Source organism: Kitasatospora sp. NPDC032121 (genome assembly GCF_055580145.1).
In genome coordinates this window covers 33,852-48,345 of record NZ_JBVILX010000026.1, presented here as the reverse complement: position 1 = coordinate 48,345, position 14,494 = coordinate 33,852, and the positions used below count along the sequence as shown (strand labels likewise).

At 74.0% G+C, this 14,494-nt stretch carries 14 protein-coding genes; 9 read left to right on the top strand and 5 right to left on the bottom strand.

Translation table 11 applies throughout. The features are described from left to right. Positions 1 to 22 precede the first annotated feature (22 nt). The gene (locus ACZ5OX_RS36400) at positions 23 to 838 is read right to left on the bottom strand and encodes a polysaccharide deacetylase family protein (protein ID WP_465636154.1); all 816 of its coding nucleotides are present in this window, start codon (positions 836 to 838) and stop codon (positions 23 to 25) included. 749 nt (positions 839 to 1,587) lie between these two features. On the opposite strand from ACZ5OX_RS36400, the gene ACZ5OX_RS36395 reads away from it, so the two are divergent. The 3 genes from ACZ5OX_RS36395 to ACZ5OX_RS36385 all read left to right on the top strand — a co-directional run bounded on the left by ACZ5OX_RS36395 (position 1,588) and on the right by ACZ5OX_RS36385 (position 3,191). After that, entirely contained in the window at positions 1,588 to 1,860 is a 273-nt protein-coding gene (locus ACZ5OX_RS36395) for a hypothetical protein (protein WP_465636153.1), read from the top strand. 280 nt (positions 1,861 to 2,140) lie between these two features. Next, complete coding sequence (locus ACZ5OX_RS36390) at positions 2,141 to 2,692, top strand: sugar transferase (protein ID WP_465636151.1); 552 nt, start codon at positions 2,141 to 2,143, stop codon at positions 2,690 to 2,692. Between the two features lie 10 nt (positions 2,693 to 2,702). Then, positions 2,703 to 3,191: an NUDIX hydrolase gene (locus ACZ5OX_RS36385; RefSeq protein ID WP_465636149.1), complete on the top strand. Its 489-nt coding sequence runs from the start codon at positions 2,703 to 2,705 to the stop codon at positions 3,189 to 3,191. Positions 3,192 to 3,264: 73 nt separating this feature from the next. Here the strand turns inward: ACZ5OX_RS36385 and ACZ5OX_RS36380 are convergent, their stop codons facing one another. Beyond that, positions 3,265 to 3,804: a PTS-dependent dihydroxyacetone kinase phosphotransferase subunit DhaM gene (locus ACZ5OX_RS36380; protein ID WP_465636147.1), complete on the bottom strand. Its 540-nt coding sequence runs from the start codon at positions 3,802 to 3,804 to the stop codon at positions 3,265 to 3,267. 404 nt (positions 3,805 to 4,208) lie between these two features. On the opposite strand from ACZ5OX_RS36380, the gene ACZ5OX_RS36375 reads away from it, so the two are divergent. The 4 genes from ACZ5OX_RS36375 (at position 4,209) to ACZ5OX_RS36360 (ending at position 7,519) form a co-directional block, all read left to right on the top strand. Beyond that, complete coding sequence (locus ACZ5OX_RS36375) at positions 4,209 to 4,436, top strand: DUF397 domain-containing protein (RefSeq protein WP_449792105.1); 228 nt, start codon at positions 4,209 to 4,211, stop codon at positions 4,434 to 4,436. Positions 4,437 to 5,169: 733 nt separating this feature from the next. Further along, the gene (locus tag ACZ5OX_RS36370) at positions 5,170 to 5,664 is read left to right on the top strand and encodes a hypothetical protein (RefSeq protein WP_030058989.1); all 495 of its coding nucleotides are present in this window, start codon (positions 5,170 to 5,172) and stop codon (positions 5,662 to 5,664) included. A gap of 100 nt (positions 5,665 to 5,764) precedes the next feature. After that, on the top strand, positions 5,765 to 5,848 hold the full coding sequence (locus ACZ5OX_RS36365) for a putative leader peptide (RefSeq protein ID WP_350526312.1): 84 nt from the start codon (positions 5,765 to 5,767) through the stop codon (positions 5,846 to 5,848). A 435-nt stretch (positions 5,849 to 6,283) separates the two neighbouring features. Further along, a complete protein-coding gene (locus ACZ5OX_RS36360) occupies positions 6,284 to 7,519 on the top strand; it encodes an acyl-CoA dehydrogenase family protein (protein WP_465636145.1) in 1,236 nt (411 codons plus the stop codon). Between the two features lie 38 nt (positions 7,520 to 7,557). Here ACZ5OX_RS36360 and ACZ5OX_RS36355 read toward each other — a convergent pair whose 3' ends face one another. Beyond that, positions 7,558 to 8,565, bottom strand: coding sequence for an aminoglycoside phosphotransferase family protein (locus tag ACZ5OX_RS36355; RefSeq protein ID WP_392921060.1), 1,008 nt, complete (start codon positions 8,563 to 8,565; stop codon positions 7,558 to 7,560). A 754-nt stretch (positions 8,566 to 9,319) separates the two neighbouring features. Between ACZ5OX_RS36355 and ACZ5OX_RS36350 the strand changes: the two genes are divergently transcribed. Continuing rightward, a complete protein-coding gene (locus ACZ5OX_RS36350) occupies positions 9,320 to 10,801 on the top strand; it encodes a DNA-binding protein NsdB (protein WP_465636143.1) in 1,482 nt (493 codons plus the stop codon). Positions 10,802 to 10,906: 105 nt separating this feature from the next. On the opposite strand, the gene ACZ5OX_RS36345 is transcribed toward ACZ5OX_RS36350, so the two are convergent. Continuing rightward, on the bottom strand, positions 10,907 to 11,467 hold the full coding sequence (locus ACZ5OX_RS36345; RefSeq protein WP_465636141.1) for a PAS domain-containing protein: 561 nt from the start codon (positions 11,465 to 11,467) through the stop codon (positions 10,907 to 10,909). A gap of 288 nt (positions 11,468 to 11,755) precedes the next feature. Here ACZ5OX_RS36345 and ACZ5OX_RS36340 point away from each other — a divergent pair, with 288 nt between their 5' ends. Beyond that, complete coding sequence (locus tag ACZ5OX_RS36340) at positions 11,756 to 13,267, top strand: HEAT repeat domain-containing protein (RefSeq protein ID WP_449809740.1); 1,512 nt, start codon at positions 11,756 to 11,758, stop codon at positions 13,265 to 13,267. A 189-nt stretch (positions 13,268 to 13,456) separates the two neighbouring features. Here ACZ5OX_RS36340 and ACZ5OX_RS36335 read toward each other — a convergent pair whose 3' ends face one another. Beyond that, positions 13,457 to 14,299 (bottom strand): undecaprenyl-diphosphate phosphatase, encoded by an 843-nt coding sequence (locus tag ACZ5OX_RS36335; protein WP_465636212.1) that lies wholly within the window; start codon positions 14,297 to 14,299, stop codon positions 13,457 to 13,459. Between the last annotated feature and the right edge of the window lie 195 nt (positions 14,300 to 14,494).

Here is a 14,494-nt window from a genome sequence, read left to right as displayed (position 1 = left end):
CTGTGCGGCGCGGTGGGGTACGTCAGGCGACGGCTTGGCGGCGCCAGCGGCGGTAGGCGGGTTCCAGGCCGGAGAGGATCGTGTCGAAGCGGCGCGTGCTGGTGGTGGAGTCGACCTGGAGGCGGCTGATCTGGAGAGGGTGTGAGGGGAGGCGGGGGCCCAGGCGGTGGTCGGAGAGGAATCCGAGGCGGTAGCCGAGTTCCTGCAGGACGGTTTCAGCGCGGACGTCGTGGCCGCCGTCCGGGTAGGCGAAGGCGATCGGCGGTTCGCCCAGCCAGCGGGTGAGGGCCTCGTGGGCGCCGGTGATCTCGCTGCGCACGGTGTCGTCGTCGCAGCGCCCGAGGCAGGGGTGCCCCTGGGTGTGGTTGCCGATCGCGACGCCCCCGTCCCGCAGGGCGAGCAGGTCGGCCGGGGTCAGCTGTTCCTGTCGGGGTGGCCGGCGGTCGGCGCTGACCCGTAGCTCGTGCAGGCTGCGCCGGCGGTCCGGGTCCGGCATGGCCTTGAGTCGCGGGAGCAGCTGGGAGGGGTGTCCGCAGTCGAGTGAGCGGGCCCGGCCCCCGTGCCGGGCGAGGAAGTCGGCCTCGTGCCACCAGAACGGCCGTTCGGTGCCGATGAGCTCCGAGATGACGAACGCGGTGGCCGGAATCCCCCGGGCGTCGAGGGCCGGCAGGGCGTGGGTGAGCACGCTCCGGTCGGCGTCGTCGAAGGTGACCAGGACGCTCCGGGGCGGCAGGGGCCGCCGCTCGGTCACGGCCTGGAGGACCGCGCCGAGCGAGACGGGTGTGGCGAGCCGCTGGAGGCGGTCGAGCTGGGCGCCGAAGGAGCGGTGGTCGGTCACCCCGTGGTAGGCGAGTACGGCCAGCCGTTGGGCGGCCCGGGCCCGGAACAGCGGCTGGACGGGGGCGAACCGCAGCCATTCGCCCCGAGCGTCCTGCTGTTCCGTGTCGACGGCCGTCCGGTGGCGGCCCCCGCCGTCCCGGCGTGCGCTGTCCCGATGCGCTCCATCCCCGTGCGCTCCATCCCCGTGCGCGCCGTCCCGGTGCGCGCCGTGGCGATGCTCGCCGTGAAGAAGCTCGCTCTGTGGATGCCCTCCGCGCGGACGCCCGCCGTGCGGGCGGTCCGCCGTGCAGGCGACGGGTGGAGGCAGCGCGCGCACGCCGGGTGCCGGCCGGGCGCGGGCCATGGAGATCGATGTAGTGGACTGGGACTGCGGCACGGTTCCCCCTCGTTCGCCGAGCGGCGTGGCGGTACCGCCGGAGGACGGAGCCCGGCCTCCGACTCCAGGGGCGGCGGCTCCGCTCCTGGACTTTCCTGTTCTCGGTGGGGGGTTCACACCCGTCCCTCGAACGGCTCCTGGATCACTCAATGCCATTGAGACCGCTGCGCCGGACGGATGGTTGTGCCGGGGGGACGAGGATTTTTCGTGGACTGATTGTGGAGCCGGAATGCCCGTGCAGACGTCTCGGACACACTTCGCGGGGGCCCCGGCGAGCCCCTGACCTGCCCGGATCATCCGGTCGCACAGCGCGTTCGAATGACCACTCCCTGCGGGCTGCCGCCCGCGCCGCCCCGGGGTACCTTGGGCTCATGGCAGATGCGGACCGTGACCCCTTCCACCTTCACGGGGCCTCCCGGATGGCTCGCGCGTGCAGTGGCGGAGCCCTGGTCACCTACCAGCTCCCGTTGACCCTGGTGGGCCTGGCCTGCCTGGCGCTCGGTATCGTCGTGGCCGTGTTCGTGCCGGACAGTGACGGGCCGGCCTGGGCGATGGCGGTGGCCGGCTGCCTGGCCGCCGGAGTCCTGCTGCTCGGCCGGATCGCCTTCGGCGTGTTGCGTGACCGGCGCCGCGCCGCGCTCTGAGAACACCTCGGCCGGGTACCGGCCGTTCGGTGGGTGGGTTCCCCCGGCCGTCGCCCCCACCTCGTAGCGTCGATCGCCCTCGGCATTCCGAAACGGCGAATCGAGCGAAATTGGTCAGACCGACTGAATATCGTCCAGTCGGACAATCATGGCCCCGCTTCTTTCCCCGTTCCCGGAACGGCGGCCACGTCCCGCCTCTACTGTGAATGCGTTCTTCCGGCTCGAGGCGCCGCGGAGGGGGAGCGATGGGCGGTAGACCGGACCGTGCCGTGGCCACCTCATGAGACGCGTCGGCGACCTCGCCGTCATCGCCCTGGCCGCGATCGTCGCGCTGCCACTGGCCCTGCTGATCGCCGTCCTGCTCCGCCGCACCACCGGCGGCCCGGTCCTCCAGCGCCAGACCAGGACCGGCCGGCACGGCCGCGAGTTCCAGATCCTGCGCTTCCGGACCGACGGGGACGACCGGCTCGCCGTCCTGCTGCGCCGTACGGGCCTGGACGAGCTGCCGCGGCTGTGGAACGTGGCGCGCGGCGAGATGGGGGTCATCGGGCCGCGGCCGGCCGGCCCCGAGCAGGTGGTGCGCTACTCCCGCCGCGAGCGCGGCCGACTCGCGGTCCGGCCCGGCCTCACCGGCTGGGCCCAGCTGCACGCGCTGAGTCGCAGCCGGACACCCCGCCCGCTCAGTCGCCCCGAGTGGGCCGAGCTCGACCTCTGGTACGTGGAGCACCGCTCGCTCGGGCTCGACCTGCGCATCCTCGGGCTCACCGTGCTCGCCCTGCTGCGGCCCGACGGCGGCCGGGCGCTCCGGGTCGGCCCTGAGCCGCCCCGCTAGGCTGCGCCCCATGGCCATTCCCCCCTTCCTCGCCGAACTCCGCGCCGTCGTCGGCACCCGTCCGCTCTGGCTGAGCGCCGTCGTCGCCGTCGTGTTGGACGACCGTGACCGGGTGCTGCTCGCCCGCCGAGCCGACGACGGCCGATGGGCTCCGGTCGGCGGCATCCTCGACCCCGGCGAGCAGCCCGCCGACGGCGTGGTGCGCGAGTGCGAGGAGGAGACCGGGGTGGTGGTCGTGCCCGAGCTGCTCGCCTCCGTCACGGTCTCGCCGCAGGTCACGTACCCGAACGGCGATGTGACGCAGTACCTGGTGCTGACCTTCCGCTGCCGCGCGGTCGGCGGCGAGGCGCGGGTGAACGACGACGAGTCGCTGGAGGTCGGCTGGTTCGGGCTGGACGAGCTGCCGCCGATGATCGAGAGCGAGCACGAGCGGCTGCGCCACGCGCTGGAGTGCGAGGGCCCGGTGGTCTTCATCTGGGAGGGCAAGGAGCGCCCCTGAGCCCGCGCCCCGCGCCACACCTGCCCGCCCACGGCCCCGAGCCCGCCCACGGCCCCGAGCCCGCCCACGCCGTTCAGCTCTTGTACTGCCGGTAGGCCTCCTCCGCTGCGTCCAGCACCGCGGCCAGGTCCCCGCCCGCGGTGGCGGTCGCGGCGGCGGCCACCGCGCCCTCGACGAACGGCGCGTTGGCGAACCGGACCGGGAACGGAAGCCCGTGCTCGTCCGCCTCGGACAGCAGCGCGCGGACGGTGGTGACCGCCCGACCCAGGTCCGCGAGCACCACCACGCCGTGGCCCTGGTCCACCCGGCGGGTCGCGGCGGCGACCAGGACCGCGCTGATGCCCGGCCCGTCCGACGGGTCGCCGCCGGTCGCCGCGATCGGCGCAGGGGAGTCGGATCCGGTCAACACCAGCGCGAGGGAACGTACGGCGGTGGCCAGTTCCTGGCTGTGTGAGACCAGGACGATCCCGACCCGCCCGTGCGCGGCGGGCCGGGCGGGGGTCGGCCGGGGCAGCGGGGTGCGCGAGTGGGGCGTGCGGGGTGCCGGGGGATGGGCCGAGGGGGCGTCGGAGATGGGGATGACGTCGGCGCGGGTGCCGTCCCGGCGGCTCATCGGCTGCTCCCTTGAGCGGATCGGTGGGTGGAAAGTTCGGACCGTCAGACAGCTCGGACCATCAGACAAAGCGTTCGAATCCAGTATTCGGGCCCGACGGCTCGGTGGGGCCGCACGGCGGCGGCCAGGCCTCCGTGGAACCGCCGACGGCCTCCGGGTTCCCCGAGGCCCCGGGTCGGGAAGGTCGTCGGGCGGCGCCCTGGCAGCACTCTGGCAGCTGCCCGCCGCCCCCGCCGGTCGGGACACGCCTCGACCCCTCCTCCGGCCGTGCTCGTCCCCGCTCGTGGGAGTCCTCGTCAACCCGCTGACCGGGGCCGGGCGGTGTGGCTAGGCTGGCCCCGGAATGCCGTCGGGAGGAGATCGGTCAAGTGGGATCCAACAGCGGGACGGACACGGAGGCCGGCGTGGCGCAGCCGGAGCTGGCGCGGAACGGGAAGCCCAAGGTGGACTTCACCGGCGCGGAGTGGCTGTGCAGCAGTCAGGGCGTCGGGGATGTGCAGATCGCCTTCGTGGACGGGTACATCGGGATGCGGGACGGCCGCCAGGAGGACGGGCCGGTCCTGGTCTTCACGCCGGGCGAGTGGCGGGCCTTCGTGCTCGGCGCCCGGGACGGCGAGTTCGACCTCACCTGAGGCGGCGCGCCGGGCCGTTCACGGCGGGAGCGGACCCCCGACCGACGAGGGTCCGCTCCGCAGGCGATCTTTCGGGTCCGAACATCACAAGTGATGATCCATTGAGCGTGCCACGTCAGAATTTCTGTTGACTGTTAGACAAACGCAGCTCAGAGTAAGAGCACGGGCAGACGCCGTGCCCACCGCCCCCACGCGGCCAGACACGGCGCCTGCTGTGCGGCCCGGCAGTTGCCAGGCCATCCTCCCAGTCATCCCCTGCGCACCGGGGGTGCGTCGGCCGGTCCCGGCCCCACGATGGGGCCGGCAGTCGCCGGGAGGTTTGGCGCCGAACCCGAGAGCGACTCGGATGACGGCACCGGTGCTCGGGACCCGCACGCCCCCACGCGGCGGCGTCCCGAGCAGATCCACGGGAGCGACGGGCCGGGGCCCCGCAGATCTGGCTTGTGGTGCATGGAACTGTTGGCTTGTGTTTGTGCTGTGTGCGACGACGAAGCTGGGTGCTCGGCAGTTCGGCACGACAAGTGCACGGTGAGGGAAACGCGTGTAGGGCCGCGTTGCGACATGCCGTCCCCCCGGAGGGTGAAACCCAGAACGGCTGTCGTGCTGAACCGAACGTAGCCCGGACGGTTGCTCAGAGTCAACATTGGTCTCTGAGCGTCGATCTCCCGGCCGCCCCTCGGCGGTGCCCCACCCACCTCGCGAGCGTGGTGTGCCGGGCACGTACGATGTTCCCATGTCTTTTCTCCGCCGTCGCTCCGGACAGCCCGCCGGCCCGGACTTCGACGTGCTCGCGATGGACCCGGGCGACTGGCCCGGTGACTTCGGTGCGGCCATGATGACCGGCCCGGACGGCTCCTGCCAGGGGATTTTCCTGCGCTACGACCTGTTCGGCGGCAGAGGCCCGGCGATGTTCATCGGCAACCTCCCCGAGGGTTCGCCCGCCCGGGAGACCGGCGACGACGTGCCGTTCGAGGTGCGTCAGCTGCTCGCGGCGCTGGAGAACGACGAGCCGGTCGAGTTCGTCTCGGCCGAGGACTTCCCGGTCATGCTCGGGGACGACCTGCTGATCGTGAAGAAGGTCAAGGTCAGCGAGGAACGCGTGTTCTGCGCCCAGTTCGGCCGCAGCGACGGCGTCCTGGTCACCATCGCCTCCTGGGACCGACCGATTTCGGACGACCTGTACCAGCTGCTGAAGCCGCTCCCGGCGGACATGTTCCAGCAGGGCTGATCCCGGCGGAGCCGCCCGGCTCCAGCCGACTCCGACCGGCTCCGTCCGGGGGGCGGGCGCCGCTTGACGGTATCGATCAACGGTTCGTACAGTCGCGAACATGCCGTGCCGTCTTCCGCTGCTGACCCGTCGCAGGCATCTGGACCTGCGGCGGACCGCCAGCGCGGCGTGTCCGGGCCGCTGAGGGGGATTCCTTCCCCGGCGGCGGGCGGTCGGCCGGGTTGTCCGGTCGGCGCCGAAACCAGGGGCGGCCGTGAGTCGGCCTCCGGGGCCGCCCACCGGTACCGCGCGCCCGTACGGCGTGCCGCCCGCATTCGCCGAGCCCACGCTGCCCGCCCGGAGGCACAGCACCATGACGACCCGCGCCGCCAACCGTTCGACCGCCGATCGTTCGTCCGAGGACCGCGTGTCCGCGGAGCGCTCCGCCGACGACCGCTCCGCCGCCGATCGTTCGCCCGGGAGCGCTCCGGCCACGACGGCCTCCGCCGGGCGCCGCTCCCGGACCGCCGCTCCGTCGGCGGATTCCGACCGGTCCGAATCCGGCCATCTCGAATCCACCGGTTCCACGCCCACCCGTTCCGCATCCGGCGGTTCCGCGTCCGCCGGCACGGCCGACCGCGTGCCCGACCGCACCGCGATCCGGGCCGCCCTCGCCGGGCTGCCCCGGGTGGTCGACCTGCTGGCGGCCCGCGCCGAGGAGCACGACCGCGACGCGACCTTCCCGTACCAGGGGATCGAGGCGGTCCACGAGGCCGGACTGCTCACCCTCACCGTCTCCACGCGGTACGGCGGTCCGGGCGGAACGCTCGCCGACACCGTCCGGGTGCTCTCCCAACTCGGCTGCGGCGACGCCTCGGTGGCCGTGGTCACCGCCTTCACCCTGCTCCGGCACGCCGAGCAGGCCCGCCGCGCCGACTGGCCGACGGCCGGCTACCGGCGGCTGCTCGCCGAGTCCCGGCGCGGCCCGGTCCTGGTCAACACGCTGCGGGCCGAGCCCGGCACCGGGGTGGGCGAACTGCCCGCGACGGTCGCCCGCCGGGACGGTGACGACTGGTTGCTGACGGGCCGTAAGACGTACTGCGCCGGCGCCGAGGCGCTCGCCTGGATGGCGGTCACCGCACGGACCGACGAGGAGGAGCCGAGGATCGGCACCTTCCTGGTCCGCGGCGAGAGCGAGGGCCTGGAGATCGACCCGACCTGGGACCAGCTCGGCCTGCGGGCCAGTGCCAGTCACGACGTCGTGCTGGACGAGGTCCGGGTGCCGGGCGACCTCGCGCTCGGCCTGACGGCCGGTCGCCGGACGGGCCGTCAGGGAGCCGACTCCGGGGCCGAATCGTCCCGGGCCTCTTCGTCCCGGGCCTCCGAAGCGTCCGATCCCTCCGAGCCCTCCGAGGCCGAACTCTCCCGCGCCTGGCACGACCTGGCCCTCTCCGCGGTGGCGATCGGCGTCGCCCGGGCCGCCGAGGCCTGGCTGATCCGCTTCCTCAACCAGCGCACCCCGGCCAACCTGACCGAGCCGCTCGGCACCCTGCCCCGCTACCGGGCCGCCCTCGGCGAGATCGAGGCCCAGCTGATCGGTGCCGAGGAACTGGTCGAGGGCCTGGCCCCCCGGGTGGACCGGGGTGAGCCGGAAGCCGTCGCCCGCACCGGACCGGCCCAGCTGCTGGCCACCCGGGCCGCGACGGCGGTGGTCCAGCAGGCCGTCGCCCTCACCGGCAGCCCCGGCCTGAGCCGGCGCCACCCGCTGGAGCGCTACCTGCGGGACGTGCTCAGCAGCCGGGTGCACCTGGCACCGGACGAGACCGTGCTGGAGGCCGCCGGCCGGGCCGCCCTGGAACGGGGCGCCCGGCCGTGAGGCCCTGAGCCGCGGGACCGTCGTCGGACCCCCGCGGCTCAGCGGGTCCCGACCGCGGCGCGGACGGCGCGGCGGGCGAGCGCCGCGTCGTCGTAGAGCCGGCGGATCATGATCCGCTGCTCCTCGCCGGCGCCCGGCACGTCGTACAGCCGGATCTCCCGCATCAGCACCAGCACCAGGTTCACCAGGAAGGCGTCCCGGGCCATCGTGCCGCCGCTCTGGGCGAGTTGGCTGATCTGGCGGCGCGCCGCGGTGTCCCCGGACAGGACGCTCCAGAGCACCGCCAGGTCGTAGCCGGGCAGGTACCAGCCGGCCTGCTCCCAGTCGACCAGCACCGGTCCTGACGGCGCCAGCAGCATGTTGCTGAGCAGGGCGTCGCCGTGGCAGAGCTGGAGCGGGGTGTTGCCGAGGCCGTGCAGCAGGCCGCGCAGGTCGCCGGCGTCCCGGTCGGTGAGCTGGCCCACCGAGTGGTAGCGGGCGATCTCCAACTGGTAGTCCAGGCGCGGCTGGAAGACGTCGGTCGGCGGCCGCCACAGGTTGAGCGTGCGGACCGCGGTGAGCAGTGCCCGCACCTCGCCCGGGGTGGGCGCGTTGACCGGGTGGCGCTCGCGGGCCGCCGGGCGCCCCGGGACGCGCTCCATGACCAGCACGCACCGGTCGTGGTCGGCCGCCACCAGCCGGGGCAGCCGCACCGGCGGGCGGTGCCGGACGAACGCCCGGTAGACCGCCACCTCGTGGTGGAAGTCGGCCACCAGCTGCTCGAAGTACTCACTCCGCACCGCCTGCGGCGCCAGGCACTTGGCGACCACCGGGGCCCGCCCGATGGTGCCCGCCACCAGGATGTGGCGGCTGCCCTCGCGCAGGACCTGGCGCGGGGTGAACGCGGGACATATCCGCGCGACACTGGCGAGCGCCGCCCGGACCGCCGGGGTCTGGAGCGCCGAGGGGTCGATCCGCTCCGGGCCGCCGGGCTGGACGGGCCGCCGGGCCCGCAGCACCTGGCCGTCGGCCTGCCGGGCCAGCGGCATCCGGCCACCGGCCGGCATGCCCGTGTCGGGGCCGCGCAGGCCCAGCGCGGTGCGGCCGGCGGGGCCCAGCGCCGTACGGCCGGTCGGGACGACCCGGGTGTCCGTGGCCCGGCCCTCGGTGCCGCGCGGAGCCGAGGGCCGGCTCGCCGGGGGCACCGCCCTGGGGCCGGTGCGGCCGACGGCTGCGGCGGGGGGGCGCAGCGCGGGGCGGGCCGCGGTGGGCGTGGGGGTCGTCGCTGAGGAGTACATGGGGTGAGGGTGGTCCCTTCCGGTCCGTCGGCGGGTGCTGCCCCGCGGGGGCGGGGGAGGGCCGGTGCCGTGTGCTTCCTGGCGTGACGGCGGCCCTGCGGGTGGTGCGGTACGTCGTGGGGTGCGGTGCTTCACGCGTACGTTCTGCGGTGGGGTGGGTGGTGCGCGGGCGCCGGGCACGGACGCGGGGTGGGAACCCCTGTTCGGCGGTGTTGTTCCGGCCGTCCGCACCCTGGGGAATGCGGTCGGCCGGACTGCCGTGGCCGTGCCCGGCGCTCCCGCGCCACCCGGCCGCGCCACCCCCTCGGGTGAGGACCGGGAGCGTCCCGTACCACCGTCGGGGGACAGTCCCGACGCTGGTGGGACGCCGCCCGACCCGGGGGGCGAGGTGGCGCACCCCTACAACACACCCGTCGGGCACTGGCTTTGTAGTCTGGCGGGCCCTGGCGAACGGTGGCGAATGCTCGCCCGGTGCTCGCCGGAGCCTCTAGCCTCGGATCAGCCGAGGAACCTGGGGGCTTCGTTGAGTAGGGAACCCAACACCCGACTGGCCGATCTGTTCGTCCTGACCGGATGGTCGAAGGGCGAGCTGGCGCGGCTGGTCAACCGTCGGGGTGCCGCGATGGGGCAGCTGCAGCTGTCCACCGACACGTCGAGGGTACGGCGTTGGATCGAGCAGGGGGAGATCCCGCGCGATCCGGTGCCGAGGGTGCTGGCGGCCGTGTTCACGGAGCGGCTCGGCCGTGTCGTCACCACTGAGGACCTCGGTCTGGAACGACACCGGCCCACCAGGTCCGGGGCGGACGCGTCCGCAGCAGTGCCATGGTCGCCGGATCGAACAGCCGCGGTCCTCACCGAGTTCACGGGAATGGACCTCATGCTGAACCGACGTGGATTGGTGGGTGCCGGAGCGGCGCTCACGGCCGGGGCGGTCATCGCCGACTCGCTGAAGGGCTGGTTGTCCGGGGACGCGGTCGCGTACGCGGCCTCCGTCCCCGGGCCACGACAGGTGGTCACCGGGAGCGGAGCGCACCCGGCGGTGGACGTGTACGACGCGGGCCCGGTCGGGCTCGACGAGGTGGAGTCGCTGGAGCACTCGGTACAGGTGTTCCGGGCCTGGGACGCGGCCCGCGGCGGCGGCTTGCAGCGCAAGGCGGTGGTCGGTCAACTGAACGAGGTCGGAGGCCTGTTGACGCACCGGCACGAGCCTGCGGTGGAGCAGCGGTTGTGGCTGGTCGCGGCCAACCTGGCGGTGCTGGCGGGCTGGATGTCGCACGACGTGGGCCTGGAGCCCACCGCCCAGAAGTACTTCATGATCGCGGCCGACGCGGCCAAGGAAGCCGGCGACCGGCCGAGGGCCGGCGAGGCGATCTCCCGGGCCGCACGGCAGATGGTGCACCTGGGCCGGGCCGACGACGCGCTCGAGCTGATGGCGGCGGCCAAGGCGACCGGTGGGCGGCCGGCGCCCAGAACGCGCGCCATGCTCAACACCGTCGAGGCGTGGGCGCACGCCTCGATCGGGCACTCCCAGGACACCTACCGGCTGCTCGGGGAGGCCGAGGAGCTGTTCGGCGAGGAGGCGCCGGAGCCACCGCCCTCGTGGATGCAGGTGTTCGACGAGGCGGAACTGCGCGGCATGCAGGCCCTGGTGCTGCGCACGCTCTCCGAGCACGACCCGGGGGCGGCTCCCGAGGCCCGCCGGCACGCGGAGCGGGTGATCACCCTGCGGGAGGGCACCGGGCAGTTGCGGTCGGCGCTGTTCGACCGGATCACCCTGGCCTCGGTGCATCTGATCACCGGCGAGCCGGACGCGGCGCAGTTCCAGGCCAAGAAGGTGATGAACCTGATCGGCCAGAACTCCTCGCACCGGACCTGGGACCGGCTGCGCGAGATGTACCGGCTGACCGCGCAGTACCGGGGGCTGCCGGTGGTGGACGAGCTGCGGGAGGAGCTGGGCCGGGCGCTGCGGACGGCGGACGCCAAGAACCGGCCGCGGTTGACCTGACGGGCCGCGGGGGAAGCCCCGGGCGTGCGGGCCCGGGAGCGAGTGGCTCCGGGGGCGCCTGCCTGGGGGTGCGTGCCCGGGGTGCTCCCGGGACGGGGCGTCGGCTCAGGCCGGCGGGGCCGGGCGGAGCAGCATGTGCAGCGCGACGACGGTGCCGTCCGTGCCGAGGACGGGCTCGCCCGCGCACTCGACGCCGTCGTGCCGCCCGTCGGGGCGGCGGACCCGCAGGGTGCCGGCGGCGTGGCGGCCGTGCACCAGGGCGTCGGTCATCATCCGCCGCAGCAGCGGCCGGTCCGCCTCGGGGAGGCGGTCGGGCAGCCGGTCGAGGCTGAGCGGGCCGCGGGCCGGATCGCAGCCGAGGAGGAGGTACGTCTCCTGGCTCCAGCGGACCCCGTCGGTCAGCAGGTCCCATTCGGCGGAGCCGAGTAGGCCGTCGTCGATCCCGTGGTGGTCGCCGCCGTCGCCGAGGTACGGGCCGGACGGCTCCTGTGCCGTGCCGTCCACTCTGCCGTCCGTTCCGCTGTCGGTGTCACCCGTGCCGTCGCCGCCGCCCGTGTCGGCCGCGGTGCCGTGGCCGACGCCCGGTGCGCCGCTCCCGCCCGTCGGGGCGCCGTCCACCGTGGCGGCTCCCGGCGGGCGGGTGGCGCCTAAGGGGGGCATGGTCATGGCGGGCCCATCGCTCGGGTGCGGCCCGCGGCGGGCGGGTCGTTCGGACAGTGAGGAAACTGTCGCACAGCGTCGTCACCCGCGTGGGCGATTTGGACAGAACGCAGGCAAAGTTCCTCTGGCATATGCCACTGTGGCCGGAGCCTCCGTCGCCCTGTGTGCGGAAGGGGTCCCGAGGCGGTAACCTTCGGTGATTCCGGCGCCCGGGCGCCCACCGCAGTACCGACCAGAGACCCCGGCGACGGAAATCCCGTTGCCACTACGACCGCCGCAACGGATGCTGACCTCATGTTCGAGCCAGTGATAGCACCCAGTGCCAGCCTCCTAGGCCTCCTTCAGAGAGGTCGCGGAGACGGGCAGCTCCACGCGCTGGCCGCCGATCGTGCCGAGGCCATCGCCGCGCTGGAGGAGTGCGTCACCAGGGACCCGCGAGCCGACTGGCAGGTCGAGAGCCGGTCCCTCTACTACGCGCGCCTCTACATGGAGCTGGAAGCCCCCCTCGAAGGCATCGAGGACCACCTCCACTCCGCCGAGGACCTGATCACCGACGACGAGAGCCGCACCGGCCTTGCCCTTTCCGTCCTGGGCCACCTCGCCGCGTACGGCCGGCGCGACGCGCTGCTGATGCTGCGCGAGTACGCCGCCACCGGCGCCAACTGGTCCTGGGCCCTCGACGAACTCGCCCTGCGCGACGACGACCGTGGCCTGCTGCTGCTCGGCACCGCCGTGCTCGACCGCTTCGCGCCGGGCCCCGAGGGCGACGCCGAGCTGCGCGAGTTCATCCGCAACGCGTACGAGCCCCGGCCCTGGCGGCTGTGGGCGGCCTACCACCCCAGAGTGGCGGCGGCCAGCGAACAGTCACCCTTCGACCTGTGGCAGCGCCAGGTCAACCGCAGTGGCGTCACCCCCGGGTGGTCCACCGCCGACGTGCTGGCCTGGGCCGACCAGGGCGAACTGGGCGGCCTCGGCGTGGGCGCCTTCCTGGGCCGGCCTGACGCCCGCCCGGAGCCCGCCCGCGGCACCGACGCGCAGTCCGGCCCCGACGCGGTGGACCGCCGCGCCGCCGCGGCCGCCCGCTGCCTGACCGCCGTGGTCCGGCCGGAGGACCGCCCGCTGCTGCTGGAAGCGGCCCGCGACGGTCTGCCGGGCGCCCGCCGGGCCGCCCTGCGCTACCTGGTCGACCAACGCGACCCGGCCGCCGTCGAGCTGATCGAGGCCGCCGCCGCGGACGTGGACGACCGGATCGTCCGGGCCGCCCTGGAACTGCTCGGCCGCATGCGTGGCCCGGAGGTGCTGGCACACGCCCGCCGCTGGGCCGACCCGGCCGGCGGCGGCGCCGACAGCGCGCTCGGTGAGGCCGCCGTCCAGCTGCTCGCCGACGTCGGCGAACCGGCCGACGCGCCGCTGGTGGTGGCCGGGCTGCGCCGCTGGATCTCCGTGCGCGGGGTCAGCGGCACCGGGCTCGGGTCGCTGGTGGACGGCGCGGGGCGGCTGGCCGCCGCCGACGCCGTACCGGTCCTGCGCCACATCTACGGGGAGGCCGCCTCCTCCGAACTGCGCCGACGCGCCGCCCAGGCGCTGGCCGCGACTGACGTGCACTTTCCCGAGGGGCCCGCCGTCGAGTGCCTCTGGGACTGCGAGGAGTCCACGCGTGAGCTCGCCGCGCGCCATGTCGCCACCACGGGCGACGCGCGTGTGCTGGAGCGGTTGCGCAGGCTCGCCGCCGACCCGGCCGAGGAGGCCGAGGTCCACGCCGCCGTACGCGGCCGACTGACCGCCGCCCGGGAGTTCGGGCGTTAGGGCCTGTCGTCGCGTCGACAGGCCGGGGCCTCAACGTTCGGTGGGCCGGGACACCGCGTCGGTGTCCCGGCCCACTCGCTTTCCGCGGGTCCGTGTTTCTGGAACCGGGTTCTCGTTCGGCCCGATCCCGGACCGAGCGGATTCCGATTCGACCCGGTTTCTGCTTCGTCCTACTTCACCGCGCCCGCGCTACTTCACCGCGCCCGCGTCCGGAGCCAGGACGCCGCCGAAGACCAGCCCGATGATCAGAATGCCGAGCAGCACCCGGTAGACCACGAACGGCATGAAGCTGTTGTTCGAGATGTACTTCAGGAACCAGGCGATCGCCGCGTAGCCGACCACGAAGGCGATCAGGGTGGCCAGGATGGTCGGTCCCCAGGCCGGGGCCTGGCCCTCGCCGATCTTGAACAGCTCCAGCGCGCCCGAGGCGAGCACCGCCGGGATGGCGAGCAGGAACGAGTAGCGGGCCGCGGCCTCCCGGCTGTAGCCGAGCAGCAGGCCCGCGCTGATCGTGCCGCCGGAGCGGGACACGCCCGGGATCAGCGCCAGCGCCTGGGCGAGGCCGTAGATGCCCGCGTGCGGCAGCGTCAGGTCGGTGATCGGACGGGCGTGGCGGACGGCCCGGGTGCGGTCGGCGAAGGCCAGGATCAGGCCGAAGACGATCAGTGTGGTGCCGATGATCCGCAGGTCGCGCAGGTGGGTCTCGATGGTGTCCTGGAACAGCTTGCCCAGGATGCCGATCGGCAGGGTGCCGATGATCACGAACCAGCCCATCCGCGCGTCCGGGTCCGAGCGCAGGGCCGGGCGGAACAGGGACAGCACCCAGGTCCTGATGATCGAGGCGATGTCCTTGCGGAAGTAGATCAGCACCGCCGTCTCGGTGCCGAGCTGGGTGACGGCCGTGAACGCCGCCCCCGGGTCGTCCCAGCCGAACAGGGCGGAGAAGACCCGCAGGTGGGCGCTGGAGGAGATCGGCAGGAACTCGGTGAGCCCCTGGATCAGGCCGAGGACGGCCCCGTGGAACCAGTCGATCACCGGGCACCCGCCGGGGATATCGGTCGGGCGTGGGGCAGGGGCGGCATGGGCGGGTCCTTGCGGGTCGGAAGGGCGTTCGGGACCGCCATGACCCGCCGGGCCCGCGGGCCGCGCGCGAGCCAGGCGCGCGGCTGATGGTACGGGGTGAAGGTAACGGTTCTTTGTTCACCCTTTGTTCGGGCTTTGCGCACA

Coding starts and splice junctions, on each gene's coding strand:
- ACZ5OX_RS36395 (WP_465636153.1), top strand. CDS start 1,588: ATGGCAGATGCGGACCGTGACCCCTTCCACCTTCACGGGGCCTCCCGG.
- ACZ5OX_RS36390 (WP_465636151.1), top strand. CDS start 2,141: ATGAGACGCGTCGGCGACCTCGCCGTCATCGCCCTGGCCGCGATCGTC.
- ACZ5OX_RS36385 (WP_465636149.1), top strand. CDS start 2,703: ATGGCCATTCCCCCCTTCCTCGCCGAACTCCGCGCCGTCGTCGGCACC.
- ACZ5OX_RS36380 (WP_465636147.1), bottom strand. CDS start 3,804: ATGAGCCGCCGGGACGGCACCCGCGCCGACGTCATCCCCATCTCCGAC.
- ACZ5OX_RS36370 (WP_030058989.1), top strand. CDS start 5,170: ATGTCTTTTCTCCGCCGTCGCTCCGGACAGCCCGCCGGCCCGGACTTC.
- ACZ5OX_RS36365 (WP_350526312.1), top strand. CDS start 5,765: ATGCCGTGCCGTCTTCCGCTGCTGACCCGTCGCAGGCATCTGGACCTG.
- ACZ5OX_RS36355 (WP_392921060.1), bottom strand. CDS start 8,565: ATGCCGGCCGGTGGCCGGATGCCGCTGGCCCGGCAGGCCGACGGCCAG.
- ACZ5OX_RS36345 (WP_465636141.1), bottom strand. CDS start 11,467: ATGACCATGCCCCCCTTAGGCGCCACCCGCCCGCCGGGAGCCGCCACG.
- ACZ5OX_RS36340 (WP_449809740.1), top strand. CDS start 11,756: ATGTTCGAGCCAGTGATAGCACCCAGTGCCAGCCTCCTAGGCCTCCTT.